At 71.8% G+C, this 15,888-nt stretch carries 17 protein-coding genes; 12 read left to right on the top strand and 5 right to left on the bottom strand.

Annotated features, from left to right (window positions below; genetic code table 11):
* Nucleotides 1-45 precede the first annotated feature (45 nt).
* Nucleotides 46-216, bottom strand: a complete 171-nt coding sequence (locus tag ACWGI8_RS23530) for a hypothetical protein (protein WP_453663648.1) — start codon at nucleotides 214-216, stop codon at nucleotides 46-48.
* 225 nt (nucleotides 217-441) lie between these two features.
* Between ACWGI8_RS23530 and ACWGI8_RS23525 the strand changes: the two genes are divergently transcribed.
* The 4 genes from ACWGI8_RS23525 to ACWGI8_RS23510 all read left to right on the top strand — a co-directional run bounded on the left by ACWGI8_RS23525 (nucleotide 442) and on the right by ACWGI8_RS23510 (nucleotide 4,386).
* The gene (locus ACWGI8_RS23525) at nucleotides 442-1,710 is read left to right on the top strand and encodes an NYN domain-containing protein (protein ID WP_453663647.1); all 1,269 of its coding nucleotides are present in this window, start codon (nucleotides 442-444) and stop codon (nucleotides 1,708-1,710) included.
* 37 nt (nucleotides 1,711-1,747) lie between these two features.
* Nucleotides 1,748-2,722: an ABC transporter ATP-binding protein gene (locus tag ACWGI8_RS23520; RefSeq protein ID WP_453663654.1), complete on the top strand. Its 975-nt coding sequence runs from the start codon at nucleotides 1,748-1,750 to the stop codon at nucleotides 2,720-2,722.
* A gap of 190 nt (nucleotides 2,723-2,912) precedes the next feature.
* Complete coding sequence (locus ACWGI8_RS23515) at nucleotides 2,913-3,740, top strand: ABC transporter permease (RefSeq protein WP_453663645.1); 828 nt, start codon at nucleotides 2,913-2,915, stop codon at nucleotides 3,738-3,740.
* Nucleotides 3,741-3,771: 31 nt separating this feature from the next.
* On the top strand, nucleotides 3,772-4,386 hold the full coding sequence (locus tag ACWGI8_RS23510) for a hypothetical protein (RefSeq protein WP_453663644.1): 615 nt from the start codon (nucleotides 3,772-3,774) through the stop codon (nucleotides 4,384-4,386).
* 566 nt (nucleotides 4,387-4,952) lie between these two features.
* On the opposite strand, the gene ybaK is transcribed toward ACWGI8_RS23510, so the two are convergent.
* The 4 genes from ybaK to ACWGI8_RS23490 form a co-directional block, all read right to left on the bottom strand.
* Entirely contained in the window at nucleotides 4,953-5,450 is a 498-nt protein-coding gene (gene ybaK / locus ACWGI8_RS23505; RefSeq protein WP_453663642.1) for a Cys-tRNA(Pro) deacylase, read from the bottom strand.
* Nucleotides 5,451-5,581: 131 nt separating this feature from the next.
* Complete coding sequence (locus tag ACWGI8_RS23500) at nucleotides 5,582-6,322, bottom strand: LON peptidase substrate-binding domain-containing protein (protein ID WP_453663641.1); 741 nt, start codon at nucleotides 6,320-6,322, stop codon at nucleotides 5,582-5,584.
* A gap of 5 nt (nucleotides 6,323-6,327) precedes the next feature.
* On the bottom strand, nucleotides 6,328-7,395 hold the full coding sequence (locus tag ACWGI8_RS23495; protein WP_453663639.1) for a hypothetical protein: 1,068 nt from the start codon (nucleotides 7,393-7,395) through the stop codon (nucleotides 6,328-6,330).
* 805 nt (nucleotides 7,396-8,200) lie between these two features.
* Nucleotides 8,201-9,808 carry an oxidoreductase gene (locus ACWGI8_RS23490; RefSeq protein WP_453663652.1) on the bottom strand — a complete coding sequence of 536 codons (1,608 nt, stop codon included), beginning with the start codon at nucleotides 9,806-9,808 and terminating at the stop codon, nucleotides 8,201-8,203.
* Between the two features lie 220 nt (nucleotides 9,809-10,028).
* Here ACWGI8_RS23490 and hisD point away from each other — a divergent pair, with 220 nt between their 5' ends.
* The 8 genes from hisD to hisF all read left to right on the top strand — a co-directional run.
* Nucleotides 10,029-11,375, top strand: a complete 1,347-nt coding sequence (hisD, locus tag ACWGI8_RS23485) for a histidinol dehydrogenase (protein WP_453663651.1) — start codon at nucleotides 10,029-10,031, stop codon at nucleotides 11,373-11,375.
* Between the two features lie 71 nt (nucleotides 11,376-11,446).
* Nucleotides 11,447-12,574, top strand: a complete 1,128-nt coding sequence (locus tag ACWGI8_RS23480; RefSeq protein ID WP_453663650.1) for a histidinol-phosphate transaminase — start codon at nucleotides 11,447-11,449, stop codon at nucleotides 12,572-12,574.
* Nucleotides 12,571-13,164, top strand: a complete 594-nt coding sequence (hisB, locus tag ACWGI8_RS23475; RefSeq protein WP_351570561.1) for an imidazoleglycerol-phosphate dehydratase HisB — start codon at nucleotides 12,571-12,573, stop codon at nucleotides 13,162-13,164. Before ACWGI8_RS23480 ends, hisB begins: the two co-directional genes overlap by 4 nt.
* Before the next feature lie 2 nt (nucleotides 13,165-13,166).
* Complete coding sequence (locus tag ACWGI8_RS23470; RefSeq protein ID WP_453663637.1) at nucleotides 13,167-13,331, top strand: hypothetical protein; 165 nt, start codon at nucleotides 13,167-13,169, stop codon at nucleotides 13,329-13,331.
* A complete protein-coding gene (gene hisH / locus ACWGI8_RS23465) occupies nucleotides 13,328-13,969 on the top strand; it encodes an imidazole glycerol phosphate synthase subunit HisH (protein ID WP_453663635.1) in 642 nt (213 codons plus the stop codon). The genes ACWGI8_RS23470 and hisH overlap by 4 nt, the downstream gene beginning before the upstream one ends.
* 2 nt (nucleotides 13,970-13,971) lie before the next feature.
* A complete protein-coding gene (gene priA, locus ACWGI8_RS23460) occupies nucleotides 13,972-14,700 on the top strand; it encodes a bifunctional 1-(5-phosphoribosyl)-5-((5-phosphoribosylamino)methylideneamino)imidazole-4-carboxamide isomerase/phosphoribosylanthranilate isomerase PriA (protein ID WP_453663634.1) in 729 nt (242 codons plus the stop codon).
* A complete protein-coding gene (locus tag ACWGI8_RS23455; RefSeq protein ID WP_453663633.1) occupies nucleotides 14,697-15,125 on the top strand; it encodes a Rid family hydrolase in 429 nt (142 codons plus the stop codon). Before priA ends, ACWGI8_RS23455 begins: the two co-directional genes overlap by 4 nt.
* On the top strand, nucleotides 15,122-15,888 hold a 767-nt coding region (hisF, locus tag ACWGI8_RS23450; protein ID WP_453663631.1), incomplete at its 3' end, for an imidazole glycerol phosphate synthase subunit HisF. The genes ACWGI8_RS23455 and hisF, both read left to right, overlap by 4 nt.

Genomic DNA, 15,888 nt, shown 5'->3' with positions numbered 1-15,888 from the left:
GGCGTGCCCCTCACGCGTATGTCCTCGGACAGCGCGTCAGTCGGCTCAGTTGTGGCCGAAGCGCTTCTGCCGGCCCTTGTGGGCCACATCGGTCGGAGTGACCTGCGCCGCCCGCTGCTCGGCCTGCGCCTCGATCGACGCGCTCTTCGCCTGCTGGGTGCCGCGCTCGGCACTCGAAGCGACCGGCTGCTTACGGTTCTGCTTGTTCTTGGCCATGGTGCTGCCTCCGTGTGGGATCTAGGGGCCAGGGCCGCCATCAGACTCACATAACCGTTCAGGCGTCGCATTTCGGATCATTGCGGTGAGTAACGGACCGCTGTTACGGTGCGGCTTCACGATCCGCCACGCCGATGATCGAGTTCCGGCCGTTAACCTTCCGGCGGTCGGGCAGACTCGAAGGAAACCCGAAGCAACTTCCGTTCCCGAGGTTCCCGAAAGAGGGTGGAACACGTGGACCGCTGCGTCGTCCTGGTGGACGCCGGCTATCTGCTGGGCGCCGCCGCGAGTCTCCTCGCCGGAGAGCCGGCCCGTTCCCGCATCACCGTCGACCACACCGCCCTCATCCAGGCCCTCCGCGAGCGTGCGGAGGCCGACACGGAACGCCCGCTGCTGCGTATCTACTGGTTCGACGGTGCCCCCGACCGCGTCCCCCAGCCGGAACACCGAAGGCTCCGGGTCATGCCCCGGGTCACCGTCCGGCTCGGCGCCCTGACCCGCAGCGACGGCCGCTGGGCCCAGAAGGGCGTCGACGCCGCGATGCACGCCGAACTCACCGAACTGGCCAGAAATCGAGCCTGCTCCGATGTCGTGCTCGTCACCGGCGACGGCGATCTGCTGCCCGGACTGATGTCCGCCAAGGAACACGGCGTCGCCGTCCACCTCTGGGCCGTGCAGGCCGCCGACGGCGACTACAACCAGTCGGAGGACCTGGTCGCCGAGGCCGACGAGCGGCGCGTCCTCGACCGCGCCTGGATCACCCAGGCCGTACGGGCCAAGGAGTTCAGCGGCGTCTGCGCCCCGCCGCCCGCGCCCCGCCCCGAGATCGCGGCCATCCTCTCCGCCCCGCTTCCCGAAGCGGCCCTCGCCGCGTCCGCCGAGCGCGCGGAGGAAGCCCGTGCCCAGGTCGCGCAAGTACGGAACGGAACGTCCGCCCCGGCCGCCGACGGCAGTACGGAGAACGGAGCGGGCACCCCCGGCGGCCCGCACGGCAAGGGCGTCCCCACCCCCAAGGACCTCGCGGGCCTGCGTGGCCCGGTGGTCGCGGCCGACCGGCAGCCGGCCGGCGCCACCCTGCGCTGGTCCTCCGACAAGGGCTGGATCGAGCGCCCGGGCAACGGCGCGCTCGGCGAGCCCCCGGAGACCGCGTCGCTGCCCACCCTCGCGCAGCTCACCAGCGCCGAGCAGCGCTGGGCCGACCGGGAGGAGGACATCACCACGGTCGGCGGCGACCCCTTCGAGGTCGGACAGGTCTTCGCGCGGCGCTGGATGGAGCGGCTGCCCGACCCGGCGCACGTGCAGAAGCTGTCCACCATGTACCCGCGCATCCCGCACCGCATCGACGGCGAACTGCTGCGGTACGCGGCCCGTTTCGGACTGCTCGCCCACAAGGACGACCAGATCGACGAGCACGACCGCTATGCGATCCGGGCCGGATTCTGGCGCGAGATCGACGTCCGTGCCGCCGCGGAACGCGCCCCCGCGGGGGAGTAGGTCCGCGGACCCCGTAGGCTCGTCCCTCGTGAGTACGGTGTGCGTGGTGCGGGATCTGGTCAAAACGTACCCCGCCGCGCGCGCCCGGCGAGGGGCCCCCGCGACCCCCGAGGTGCGTGCCAACGACGGTATCGGCCTCGAAGTGCGGCGCGGCGAGATCTTCGGGCTGCTCGGTCCCAACGGCGCCGGCAAGTCCACGCTCGTCCGCCAGCTGACCGGTCTGATGCGGCCGGATTCCGGCAGCGTCGACGTGCTCGGCCACGATCTCGTACGCCACACCGAGCGGGCGGCACGGCTCATCGGCTACCTCGGCCAGGAATCCACCGCCCTCGACGAGCTGACCGTCGCGCTCGCCGCCGAGACCACCGGCCGGCTGCGCGGCCTCGGCGTACGGGAGGCGCGGGCCGAGCGGGACGCCGTTCTGGAGGAGCTCGGCCTGACCGGGCTGGCCGGCCGGCCCCTGAAGAAGCTCTCCGGCGGCCAGCGAAGGCTCGCGTGCTTCGCCGCCACCCTCGTCGGCGAGCGGCCGGTCCTGGTACTGGACGAGCCCACCACCGGCATGGACCCGGTCGCCCGACGCGCGGTCTGGGCCGCGGTGGACCGCCGCCGCGCCGAGCACGACGTCACCGTGGTGCTCGTCACCCACAACGTCATCGAGGCCGAGACCGTCCTCGACCGCGTCGCCGTACTGGAACGCGGCAAGGTCATCGCCTGCGACACGCCCGCCGGACTCAAGGAGCGCATCGCGGGCGAGGTCCGCGTCGAGCTGGTCTGGCGCGAACGGGCCCCGCTCGATGTCCCCGAGGTCGCGGCGCTGCGCCTCTCCGCCCAGGAGTCCGGACGCCGCTGGGTCCTCCGCCTCGCCCCGGAAGAGGCCCGCGCGGCCGTGGCCGCGGTGACCGGCGGCGCCGCCTTCGCCGCTCTCGACGACTTCACGCTGGCCACGCCGAGCCTGGAGGACGTGTACCTGGCGCTCGGCGGCCATGCGACGAAGGGACTGGTGAAGGCGTGAGCTGTGAGCCCTCGCACGTACCGAACTCGTACGTACCGAACTCGCACGTGCTGAACTCGCACGTGCTGAACTCGCACGTAGCGATCTCGTGCGTAGCGAACGTGCACGTACTGAACTCGCACGTAGCGATCTCGTACGTAACGAACTTGCACGTACCGAACTTGCACGTATGGAACAGGAGCAGCGCCAGGTGAGCATCGTGCCTGCGGAGGCCGTGTCCGCGAGTGTGCGGGGGGCGTCCGGCGCACCGTCCGGGGCAGCGGCCGCGCCGCTCGCGCCCCGGGCCCGGCTGATGCCCGCGCTCGCCGCGGTGTACCGCGCCCAGCTGTCCCGGGCACGGGTCGCCAGGATCCCGCTGCTCTTCGTCGCGACGTTCCAGTCCGTCGGGATCATGGTGCTCATGCGCGGCGTGGTCGACGGCGGGGCCGAGGCCCGCGCCGTCGTCGCCGGGTCGGCGGTCCTTGTCGTCGCGTTCGTCGCGCTCAATCTTCTCGCCCAGTACTTCGGGCAGCTCAGGGCCGGCGGCGGCCTCGACCACTACGCGACGCTGCCCGTGCCGCCCGCGGCGGTCGTTCTGGGCGCGGCCGGGGCGTACGCCTCCTTCACCGTGCCCGGGACGGTGGTGACCGCGGTCATCGGCTCGGTGCTCTTCGGGCTGCCGCTGACGCATCTATGGGTGCTGGCCGCCGTGATCCCGCTCGCGGGCGCCGCTCTCGCCGGGCTCGGCGCCGCCCTCGGACTGCTCGCCCCGCGCCAGGAACTCGCCACCCTGCTGGGGCAGTTGGGCATGTCCGCGGCGCTGCTGCTGGGCGTACTGCCGGCCGGCCGGCTCCCGGAGCCGATCACGTACGCGCGCGATCTTCTGCCGTCGACGTACGGCGTCGAGGCTCTCGCCCACAGCTTCGACGCGCATCCGCAGTGGCCGGCCGTCGCGCTGGACCTCGCCGTCTGCGCGGCCGTCGGCGTGGTCTCGCTGGCCCTCGCGACCTGGGCGTACCGGCGGGCCGCGGTCCGGTGAGGCGTCCCACGGGGACGTTTGGCACGATGTCATGGTGACCGCACCCCTGACCCCGCCTCACCAGCCGCCGTCGCACGACGCGACCCCGTACCACCCGTATCCCCTCCCGCACCCGGATGGAGATGGGCAGGACATGAAGAAGGAGGTCCGGCAGGCCGCCGTCGTGCTGCTGGCCGTGGCGCTCGCGGGGATCGTGCTCGGCCTGCTCTGGCTGTGGCTGGCGCCGCGGGTGCAGTTGATCGCGACCGACAAGGCGGTGTTCGTCGCGGACACGGAGGGTGAGGAGGCCGCGGGCGCGGACGGCACGTTCGTCCTGCTGGCGCTCGGTCTCGGCGTGCTGAGCGCCGCCGCCGTCTTCTGGTTCCACCGCCGCGGAGGCATCGCGCTGGTCGCCGCCCTCGCCGTGGGCGGCCTGCTCGGCTCCGCCCTGGGCTGGGGCATCGGCTACTGGCTCGACCCGGCCCACGACGTCGTCGCCCATGCCCGGGCGGTCGGCCCGGGTGTTGCCTTCGACGCCCCGCTCCAGCTCCGGGCGAAGGCCGCGCTGCTGGCGTGGCCGGTCGCCGCGATGGTCGTGCACCTCGCCCTGACCGCACTCTTCGGCCCCCGCGACCCGGAGCCGGACTGGGCGCCCCCGCTGCCCTAGGACCTGTCCGGTGGATCTTGCTGGGCTCGCGACGCCCTGCGACTCCGTCTCCTGCGTTGTCGTCAGTCGGCATGGCTCCGCCATGACTCCATCCTCCGCCTTGGATCCGAAGCCACATCAGTGACATCAGCCGCTTCGCGGCGGGCGCTCGCTGATCCAGCCTGACCCACCGGACAGGCCCTGGACAACCGGGGCTGGCGCGCGGGCCCGGCCGGTCCGGGGCAGCCCCGACCGGCCCGGCCGTGCGGTTCGGGTCAGCTGCTGCGCGGGGCGTTTTCCGGACCCCGCCTCTTCCCGGACCCCGTCCCTTCCCGCTGTGTCGATCTGCGGCTCCGCCGCGTGGGGGCTGCGCCGGACTCCCGCGGCTCGATCACCGGACGGGCTCCACCGGAGGGGGCCGGCCCCTCCCTCGCTACGCCGGCCGGCGGCCGTGGTTCGCGCGGCGCTTCCGGAGCCGCCACTTGCGTTTACGCGTGCGCTTCGACATTCGGGCGCCCCCTCGGATCGGGATGTCCTTCGGTCGTAGCCGAGGACGGGCCCGCCGTCGAGGTCCCGCGCACGCCCTGTTACGCGCGACCGATCGGCGCCAGCACCGCGCCCGTGAGCGCCGCCAGGTCCGAGGGGGACAGCTCGACCTCCAGTCCACGGCGGCCGGCCGAGACGCAGATCGTCGGGTGGGCCGAGGCCGAGGCGTCCAGGACCGTCCGCAGACGCTTGCGCTGCCCGAGCGGGGAGATCCCCCCGCGCACGTAGCCGGTGGTGCGCTCGGCGGCCGCCGGGTCGGCCATCGCGGCACGCTTGCCGCCGACCGCCGCGGCCAGGGCCTTGAGATCGAGCTGTCCGGCGACCGGGACGACCGCGACCGTCAGTTCGCCGTCCACGTCCGCGACGAGGGTCTTGAAGACCCGATCGGGGGCGACGCCGAGAGCCTCCGCGGCCTCCTCCCCGTACGAGGGGGTCGCCGGGTCGTGCTCGTACGCGTGGACGGTGAACGCCGTTCCCGCGGCCGTCAGCGCCACCGTCGCCGGGGTGCCGCCCGGCTGCTTCCTGGACTTCTTCGCCAAGGTCTCGGTCCTCGAACTGGTCGGTGTGCGCCGGACTCATCGGTGCGCTTCGGGTTCAGCGCGACGCTTCGGACTGGTCGGTGCGCTTCGGACGGGGCCGGACGGGTCCGACTGGTTGGGGCTGGTCGGGGCTAGTTGGGGCTCGTCGGAGCGCGCGTCAGATCGACTGCGGGCAGCGACGGAAGATGCCGTATCACCGCGGTCTCGGAGCGCAGCAGCTTCAGCTCCTCGCGCAGCCGGGTCGCGGTGTCCGGGGCCTGCAGCAGTCGCTGCTTCGACGGGGTGTCCAGCACGGCCGCCGCAGCCACCAGGTACGACACCACGGACGGCTCGTCCGGCAGCTCCGCGCCCGTGGACAGCGAACGCTCACGCGCGCCCGCCAGCCGCTTCTGGTAGTTGCGGAACGCCCGCAGCACGCCTTCGGCGAGTGCGCCGGCGCCGTCCCCCGACTCCTCCGGGATCTCTTCGAGTTCGGCCGTGAGGAAGGGGCCGCTCGCGTCGACGGAGAGCAGTTTGACCCGGGTCGTGCCGGTGGCCAGCACCTCGTAGCTGCCGTCCGCGCGTTCGCGGATCGTCGCGGCATCCGCGATGCACCCGACCCGGTGGAACGCCTGGATCGGGTCGGTGCCGAAGCCGGCGGCGGGGCCCTTTTCGGGCAGCGCGGTCTGGTCGGGCAGCCCGGGAGCGGTCGGCGCGACCTCGCGGCCATCGCGGATGGCGACCACGGCGAAGCGGCGCGGCTCGGACTCGTCGGTCTTCAGCAGCTCGCGCATCATGGCGCGATAGCGCTCCTCGAAGACGTTCAGCGGCAGGACGAGGCCCGGGAACAGCACCGCGTTGAGCGGGAAGAGGGGCAGGCGAGCGGTGGTCACAGCGGTTAAGCGTAATGGCCGCCGGAGGGGCTGCGTCCGGCCGCCCGCCCGTGACCCGTACGGACCTGTCCGATCCGGCGCCCGCGGCGGATCGGTACCGAGGACGCCACCTCGATCCGGACGCCGTCGCGAGCCTCCAGGAACTGGCCCAGCGGATCGTCCGTCAGACAGTTCCACGGGAACGACGTCGCACACGGGCCGATCGTCCGGAACTGCTCCAGGGCCTCGGCCCAGCGGCCGCGTGCGATCAGTACGTACACCAGCAGATTGCGGACCTCCGCCGGCCAGGGGTCGGCCTCCCGGTAGCGCTCGGACAGCGCGATCGCCCGGTCCGCGGCGGCGTCGATCCGGTCGGCCTGTACGGAGCTGAAGGAGCCGGCCAGCAGCAGTGTGAACGCGGCCCGCACCGGCAGGGCCTGCACGAGCGAGCCGGGCAGGGAGTCCTCGGCCGCCCGCTCGGCGAAGTCGAAGCACTCGCGGTGCGAGCCGTACCAGTGGGCGGAGAGGTACTGGAGCGCCGCGACATGGCAGCCGTAGTGGTGCGAGGAGCGGCGCACGGCCTGCTCCCACAGCGACTCGAAGGCGGTGTGCGTGGCGTGGGTGCCGCGCGCGTGGTCGAGTGCGACCCGCCAGGGCACGGGGTCGCGCGGATCGCCCTCGGCCGCGGCGTCGATGAGCGGGCCGACCTCGCGCAGCCGCTCGGTGCGCGCGGGCGACTCCCAGGCTCTGCGGACCGCGAGTTCGGCCTTCACCAGCAGGGCGTCGGGATCACGGGGCGAGGCGGCGAGCCAGCCGGTCAGCCAGTCGTCCCGGCTGTGGGCGAACGCCGCGAGCCGCATCACATAGCGGTCCCGGTTCTCCCACTCGGCCGCGTCGCGCGAAGTGGCGAGCAGCTTGGCGGCGGGCTCGTGGTCGCCGATCGCGGCCGCGACGAGTGCGGGCCCGAGCCGCTCGTCGGGGGCGTCGAGCAGTACCGCGTCGTCCGGGGACAGCCCGTCGGCAAGCCGCGGGGTGTGCCGGACCATGCGGGCGGTGCTGATCAGAGCACGGAGCAGAGACATGGTGCGGACCATTGAAAGCTGCAGGTCGAGAGCGCGCCAGAGGGCATCTGTGAAGTTTTGGTAGCAGGTGGAATGGTTGTCCTGAGTCAGGTCAAGAAACCGCAAAGGAGCGCGTAATCGGAAGCGCGCGGGGGCGCACACCGAGCCCGCCGGGCGGTTGCCTGCCCGACCGTCGTGCGCCCCGGCCACCGGCGCGAGCGACGGCGCAGGGCGCAGACGATCGCGCAAGGGACGCCGGAGCGACGGCCGTGACTGCGGCGCCGTGGGTCGCCGATCCCCGGTTCGGCGGCGGACGCCGGAGCGACGGCCGTGACTGCGGCGCCGTGGGTCGCCGATCCCCGGTCCGGCGGGCATCCGGCGCGAACTGACGCTCTCGCGCCCACCTACGGGACGCTCTCGCGCCCACCTACGGGACGCTCTCGCGCCCACCCGCGGACGCCCCCGCGCGCGCCCGCCCCGAGGGCCTGTCTTTCAGATCTTGCCGGGCTGATTCGGCCCGATCCGCCGGACAGGTCCTGGGAGCTGCTCGGCGGGTCAGGCCCTGAGAAGTGTCTTCAAAGCAGCCCCGTCCGCCCGAAGGACGGAAGGGGCTCCGAAGACAGGCCCTGGACGAGTAGGTCCTATCTCCCGCCTGCTCCGCGACGCCCGGCACGCACTCCCCCGTAGCCCTTCGGGCACGGGAGGTGCCCCCACGCTGCGTTGTCGGGATCGTCCAAGTACGCCCAGTACGAGGACGACCCTCCGCCTTGCATCTGCACGCACCGGACGCCGCGAAGCCCGCCCTCCGGGCGGACGGCGGGAGATAGGACTTACTCGTCTAGCTGCGGCGCAGCAACCGTGACGCACCCGCCGCGACCGTCGTCGCCAGGATCCAGCCGAGCAGGATCAGCGCGGCCGCGGCCCACTGCCAGCGGCCCTCCAGACGCCAGTAGCCGTCCTGGCCGAGATTGATCACCGGGAGGAGCAGGTCCAGGGCGAACAGGGACGGGTTCCACTCCGGGTGTTCGTCGGGCTTGATCGCCGAGGGGTCGTAGCGCGAGAACGCCACCGCGCCCGCCGCCCAGAGCACCGCCATCCACAGCGCGGCCCGGCCCGGCCGGTAGCCGTAGGCCACCGTCCAGTCCTGGAGATAGCCCCAGAGCTTCGCCGCGAGCGGCAGGGTCTCGCGGCGCCGGCGCTGCTTGGCGAGCAACACCTCGCGCGCGTCCGCGTCCTCGCCGCTGTTGCGCAGGACGGTCGCCAGCCGCTCGTACGGCTCCGGGGCGTACTCGGGGGTCGCTGCCGCGATCCACTCCAGCCGCCTGGCCAGCGGGAAGCGGCTGTACGGGACGAGGTTCTCGTACACGAAGCCGCCCATCGCCAGCCCGCCGGGACCCGGCCAGCTCGTCGACAGATCGATCAGCGTGACGATCTTCGCGCCGTTCAGCACGACACGTCCCTCCTCCGGCCGCTCCCCGTTGAAGCGCAGCTCGGGGGTGACGATCCTGCGCAGCGACAGCTCCTCGCGCCGGGCGTCCGAGAGTACGAAGCGGGCCTTGTGGAAGTCGACCGCGTCGCCGAAGCGCCCGTCGTCCAGCCGTACCCCGCCATGGCATTCGAAGGGTCGCTCCCGTGCTCCGGGCCCCCGCCCGCCGGCGGCGTTGGCGATGCCGAACGGGGGAGTGGTCCCCTGGTCGCCCGCCACATTCACCCAGGCCCGCGTCATGTAGAGCGTGCGCTCCACCGTCAGCTGCGGAGCGTTCAGCGCGCGGCGCCCCTCCACCGCCCGCAGCCGGCTGCCGCGCAGGCTCAGCGACACGCCGACCTTCGCGCCGCGCAGGCTGACTTCGCCGTACGTGTCGATCAGCTCGGCCTGGAGGTCCTGGGCCACCGACAGGCCGTCCGCGGCGATCGCCCGGCCCCGCCGGTCCGGCCGCACCTGGATCTGGTTGATCAGCAGATCCGTGCCGATCTGCGCGTCCGTGAGCCGCATCCCGCGCTCTATCCGGCAGCGCGGCAGATGCAGATCACCCTCCGTGTGCAGCCGGGCGGCCTCCAGCCGCGGTATCGCGCAGCCGACCATGCGCAGTGTCGTGAACCGTGCCTCGGGTAACGCCAGCTCGCTCTCGAAGCGGCAGCCGGTCAGCTCGACGTACGGCCCGATCGTCCCGCCGCCGAGGGTGAGCTTCCCGGTGATGTACGCGCCGCGCAGCTTCAGCGCGCAGACCCGCCCGGGCCGCGCGCTCGGACCGCTGAGCAGCAGCATCGCGATCACATCGGCGCGCACACTGCGGTCCGGGCCCCACTCGCGGCCCGAGAAGGGATCGTTCAGCAGCGGATTGCTGTCACGCAGGTCGCAGGTCCTCCCGTGCTCGAACGCGGTCCACATGGTCTGTTCTGCGGTGGTGAGATCGTCGGGCACGTCGATGCTCTGCGGCTCGGTCAATGCCGCCCCCTTGCTTCCCCGGGTTTCGTACAGCCGTTCTTCCCGCTGCGTAACGGACTGAACGCTAGTGGTCATGAACGACTTCTGAAACCAGAGGGGCGGCGCGAGAGCGCCTCGGTGAGAAGTGGTGGTCGGGAGACGTGTGGGAGTGATCTGACGCGTATCAGTCAGTGATACGAGAGACCGGCTGTCGGTGACCGTCTGCGAGAATTGACCCGTGCTGCAATCAATTTCTCTGGCTCGTATCGACCTGCGCGGCGCCGCCCTCCCCCAGGGCGGGGCCCTGCGCGATCTGCTGCCCCGTGCCGACTTCGACGTGGAAGCCGCCCTGGAGAAGGTGCGGCCGATCTGCGAGGACGTGCATCATCGCGGCACAGCGGCGCTGATCGAGTACGCGGAGAAGTTCGACGGTGTGACGCTGGAGCGGGTGCGGGTGCCCGCGAAGGCTCTCACGGAGGCGCTCGAGCAGCTGGACCCCCAGGTCAGGGCGGCACTCGAGGAGTCGATCCGGCGCGCCAGGATCGTCCACCGCGAGCAGCGCCGGCAGACGCACACCACCCAGGTCGTGCCGGGCGGCACGGTGACCGAGAAGTGGGTTCCGGTCGAGCGCGTTGGGCTGTACGCGCCGGGCGGGCGTTCTGTTTACCCCTCGTCCGTGATCATGAACGCCGTACCGGCGCAGGAGGCCGGCGTCGAGTCCATCGCGCTCGCGTCACCGCCGCAGAAAGAGTTCGGCGGACTGCCGCACCCGACGATCCTCGCCGCCTGCGCGCTGCTCGGCGTCGACGAGGTGTACGCGGTGGGAGGCGCCCAGGCCGTCGCGATGTTCGCGTACGGGACCTCCGGACCCGACGGGTGTGCTCCGGCGAACATGGTGACCGGCCCCGGCAATGTCTGGGTCGCCGCCGCCAAGCGTTACTTCACCGGCCGGATCGGCATCGACACCGAGGCCGGCCCGACCGAGATCGCGGTCCTCGCCGACGCCACCGCCGACCCGGCCCACGTCGCCGCCGACCTGATCAGCCAGGCCGAGCACGACCCGCTGGCCGCGGCCGTCCTGGTCACCGACTCGCCCGAGCTCGCGGACGCGGTCGAGCGCGAGCTGGAGCCGCAGATCGCCGCGACCAAGCACGTCGAGGACCGGATCCTCCCGGCCCTGACCGGCAAGCAGTCCGCGATCGTCCTGGTCGACGGCATCGAGGAGGGCCTGCGCGTCGTCGACGCGTACGGCGCCGAGCACCTGGAGATCCAGACCGCCGACGCGGCGGCCGTCGCGAACCGGGTCCGCAACGCGGGCGCGATCTTCGTCGGCCCGTGGGCGCCGGTCTCCCTCGGCGACTACTGCGCCGGCTCCAACCACGTACTGCCCACCGGCGGCTGCGCCTGCCACTCCTCCGGTCTGTCCGTCCAGTCCTTCCTGCGCGGCATCCACATCGTGGACTACACGCGCGAGGCCCTGGCCGAGGTCACCCACCACGTGGTGACGCTGGCGGAGGCGGAGGACCTCCCGGCGCACGGCGCCGCGCTGAAGGCACGGTTCGGCTGGAAGGTACCCGAGAGCAAGTGAGCACGAAGCAAGTGGGCACAGAGCAAGTGGGCACGGAGCACGTGGGCACGAAGCACGTGGGCACGGACCACGTGAGCACCGGCGACGTCGGCATCGACGATCTCCCCATCAGGGACGAGCTGCGCGGCAAGTCCCCCTACGGCGCGCCCCAGCTCGACGTCCCCGTACAGCTGAACACCAACGAGAACCCGTACCCGCTGCCCGAGCCGCTGGTGGCGCGGATCGCCGAGCGGGTGCGGGAGGCCGCGCGCGGCCTCAACCGCTATCCCGACCGGGACGCGGTCGAGCTGCGTACCGAGCTCGCGAAGTACCTCACCCGCACCGGCAAGCACCCCCTCGCCGTCGAGAACGTCTGGGCGGCCAACGGCTCCAACGAGGTCATCCAGCAGCTGCTGCAGACCTTCGGCGGGCCCGGCCGTACCGCCATCGGCTTCGAGCCCTCGTACTCGATGCACGGACTGATCTCACGCGGCACCGGCACCGGCTGGATCTCCGGTCCGCGGCGTGACGACTTCACCCTGGACGCCGACGCCGCCGCTCAGGCCATCGCCGAGCACCGGCCCGACGTCGTCTTCATCACCTCGCCCAACAACCCCACCGGCACCGCCGTCGACGCCGAGACGGTCCTCGCGCTCTACGAGGCCGCGCAGGAGGCCAAGCCGTCGCTGGTGGTCGTCGACGAGGCGTACGTCGAATTCAGCCACCGCCCCTCGCTGCTGCCGCTGATCGAGGGCCGGCCGAACCTCGTCGTGTCGCGGACGATGTCCAAGGCCTTCGGCGCCGCCGGCCTGCGCCTCGGCTATCTCGCCGCGCACCGGGCCGTCGTGGACGCCGTCCAGCTCGTACGGCTGCCGTACCACCTCTCCGCCGTCACCCAGGCCACGGCCCTCGCCGCCCTGGAGCACACCGATACGCTGCTGAAGTACGTCGAGCAGCTCAAGGAGGAGCGGGACCGGCTGGTCAGCGAGCTGCGCGCCATCGGTTACGAAGTGACCGAGTCCGACGCCAACTTCGTCCAGTTCGGACGGTTCGACGGTGAGGGCGGCGCCCACGCCATGTGGCAGAAGATCCTCGACCGGGGCGTCCTGGTCCGCGACAACGGCGTACCGGGCCGGCTGCGGGTCACCGCCGGCACCCCCGAAGAGAACGACGCGTTCCTCGATGCGGTTCGCGCACTGAAGAAGGAGCAGAGCTCATGAGCCGCGTAGGACGGGTCGAGCGCACCACCAAGGAGACGTCCGTCGTCGTCGAGATCAACCTCGACGGCACCGGAAAGGTCGACGTGTCGACCGGGGTCGGCTTCTACGACCACATGCTCGACCAGCTCGGCCGCCACGGTCTGTTCGACCTCACGGTCAAGACCGACGGCGATCTGCACATCGACAGCCACCACACCATAGAGGACACCGCCCTCGCGCTCGGCGCCGCCTTCAAGCAGGCCCTGGGCGACAAGGTGGGGATCTATCGATTCGGCAACTGCACCGTCCCGCTGGACGAGTCGCTCGCCCAGGTGACCGTGGACCTCTCCGGCCGTCCGTACCTCGTGCACACCGAGCCGGAGAACATGGCGCCGATGATCGGCGCGTACGACACGACGATGACCCGGCACATCCTGGAGTCCTTCGTCGCCCAGGCGCAGATCGCTCTGCACGTCCACGTCCCGTACGGGCGCAACGCACACCACATCGTGGAGTGCCAGTTCAAGGCGCTGGCGCGAGCCCTGCGCTATGCCTCGGAGCGCGACCCGCGCGCCGCCGGAATTCTTCCCTCCACGAAGGGCGCCCTGTAGCCGTGACCGGTCTTTCCACGATTCTGATCGTCGTCGGGCTCTTCCTGCTCGGCGGCGTGTACTCCTTCGCCAAGCAGCAGATGCCCAAGGGCCTCATCGTGCTGCTGTCCGTCGCCGCCGGCATGTGCCTCGTCGCGGGCGTCCTGCGACTGGACGTGTGGTCATGAGCGAGCGGAAGAAGGTCGTCGTCTTCGACTACGGCTTCGGCAACGTCCGCTCCGCCGAGCGCGCCCTCGCCCGCGTCGGCGCCGATGTCGAGATCACCCGTGACTTCGACAAGGCCATGAACGCCGACGGGCTGCTCGTCCCCGGCGTCGGCGCCTTCTCCGCCTGCATGACCGGACTCCAGGAGGCCCGCGGGCACTGGGTCATCGACCGCAGGCTCTCCGGCGGCCGGCCCGTCATGGGCATCTGCGTCGGCATGCAGATCCTCTTCGAGCGCGGCATCGAGCACGGCGTGGAGACCGAAGGCCTGGACGAGTGGCCCGGCGTCGTCGGGCCGTTGAAGGCTCCGGTCGTCCCCCACATGGGGTGGAACACGGTCAAGGCCCCCGAGGACTCCGAGTTGTTCGCCGGCCTCGACGCCGACGCCCGCTTCTACTTCGTGCACTCGTACGCCGTGCACGAGTGGGGCCTGGAGATCACCAACCCGGCCATGCGCGCCCCGAAGGTCACCTGGGCGACACATGGCGAGCCCTTCGTCGCGGCCGTCGAGAACGGCGCGCTGTGGGCCACCCAGTTCCACCCCGAGAAGTCCGGCGACGCCGGCGCCCAGCTCCTCACCAACTGGATCGAGACCCTCTGATCATGGCTCAGAAGCTTGAACTCCTCCCCGCCGTCGACGTCCGCGACGGCCAGGCCGTCCGCCTCGTGCACGGCGAGTCCGGTACGGAGACCTCCTACGGGTCCCCGCTGGAGGCCGCCCTCACCTGGCAGCGGGCGGGCGCCGAGTGGCTGCATCTGGTCGACCTGGACGCGGCCTTCGGCACCGGCGACAACCGGAAGCTGATCGCCGAGGTGGCCGGGGCCATGGACCTCAAGGTCGAGCTGTCCGGCGGCATCCGCGACGACGCCTCGCTCGCCGCCGCCCTCGCCACCGGCTGCACCCGGGTCAACCTCGGCACCGCCGCGCTGGAGACCCCCGAGTGGGTCGCCAAGGCCATCGCCGAGCACGGCGACAAGATCGCGGTCGGTCTCGACGTACGCGGCACGACCCTGCGCGGCCGCGGCTGGACCCGCGACGGCGGAGACCTCTACGAGACCCTGGCGCGCCTCGACTCCGAAGGCTGCGCGCGGTACGTCGTCACCGACATCGCCAAGGACGGCACCCTCCAGGGCCCCAACCTGGAGCTGCTGCGCAATGTCTGTGCCGCCACCGACAAGCCGGTCGTCGCCTCGGGCGGCGTCTCGTCGCTCGACGACCTGCGCGCGATCGCCGAGCTGGTCCCCCAGGGCGTGGAGGGCGCGATCGTCGGCAAGGCGCTCTACGCCAAGGCGTTCACCCTGGAAGAGGCGCTCGCGGCGGTGTCACGATGAGCGGTGCCGTCCGCCGCGTCGCCGGCAGCAGCCCCTGGGAGGAGGCCTTCGGCTACTCCCGCGCGGTCGAGCTGCCGAACGGCATGGTGCTGGTCTCCGGCTGTACGTCGGTGATCGACGGCGCGTTCGTCGACGGCGGCCCGTACGACCAGGCAGTCAACTCCTTCAACGTCGCCCTCGAAGCGCTGAAGGAACTCGGCCTCGGCGCCAGGGACGTGGTCCGCACCCGGATGTACATCACGCACGCCCGGGACGTCGACGAGGTCGGCCGCGCCCACAAGGAGCTGTTCGACGCCGTCCGCCCGGCTGCTTCGATGATCATCGTCTCGGGCTTCGTCGATCCGCGACTGGTCGTCGAGGTCGAGGTCGAGGCGGTCCGGTCCGCCGGAGAATCCGCCGGAGAGAACGGAGCTTCGGAGTCATGACCCTCGCTGTCCGAGTCATCCCCTGCCTGGACGTCGACGACGGCCGGGTGGTCAAGGGAGTCAACTTCCAGAATCTGCGGGACGCCGGCGACCCGGTCGAGATGGCCAAGCTGTACGACGCCGAGGGCGCCGACGAGCTGACCTTCCTCGACATCACGGCGTCGTCCGGCAACCGCGAGACGACGTACGACGTGGTGCGCCGCACCGCCGAGCAGGTCTTCATCCCGCTCACGGTGGGTGGCGGCGTCCGTTCGGCGGACGACGTCGACAAGCTGCTGCGCGCCGGGGCGGACAAGGTCGGCGTCAACACGGCGGCCATCGCCCGGCCCGAGCTGATCCGCGAGATCGCCGAGCGCTTCGGCCGCCAGGTGCTGGTGCTCTCCGTGGACGCCCGCCGCACCCCGGAAGGCACCACGACGGCGTCCGGCTACGAGGTGACCACGCACGGCGGCCGCCGCGGCACCGGCATCGACGCCGTCGAATGGGCCCACCGGGCCGCCGAGCTGGGCGCGGGCGAGATCCTGCTCAACTCGATGGACGCGGACGGCACGAAGGACGGCTACGACACCGAGATGATCGCGGCCGTCCGCAAGCACGTCACGGTCCCGGTGATCGCCTCCGGCGGCGCGGGCAAGCTCGCCGACTTCCCGCCGGCTGTCGCGGCCGGCGCGGACGCGGTGCTCGCCGCCTCCGTCTTCCACTTCGGCGACCTGCGGATCGGCCAGGTCAAGGAGACGCTGCGCGAGGCGGGGCATCCCGTCAG

Source organism: Streptomyces sp. NPDC054841 (genome assembly GCF_053611045.1).
Note: the sequence above shows the minus strand (reverse complement) of the source record. Positions and strands in the feature narration are given on the sequence as shown.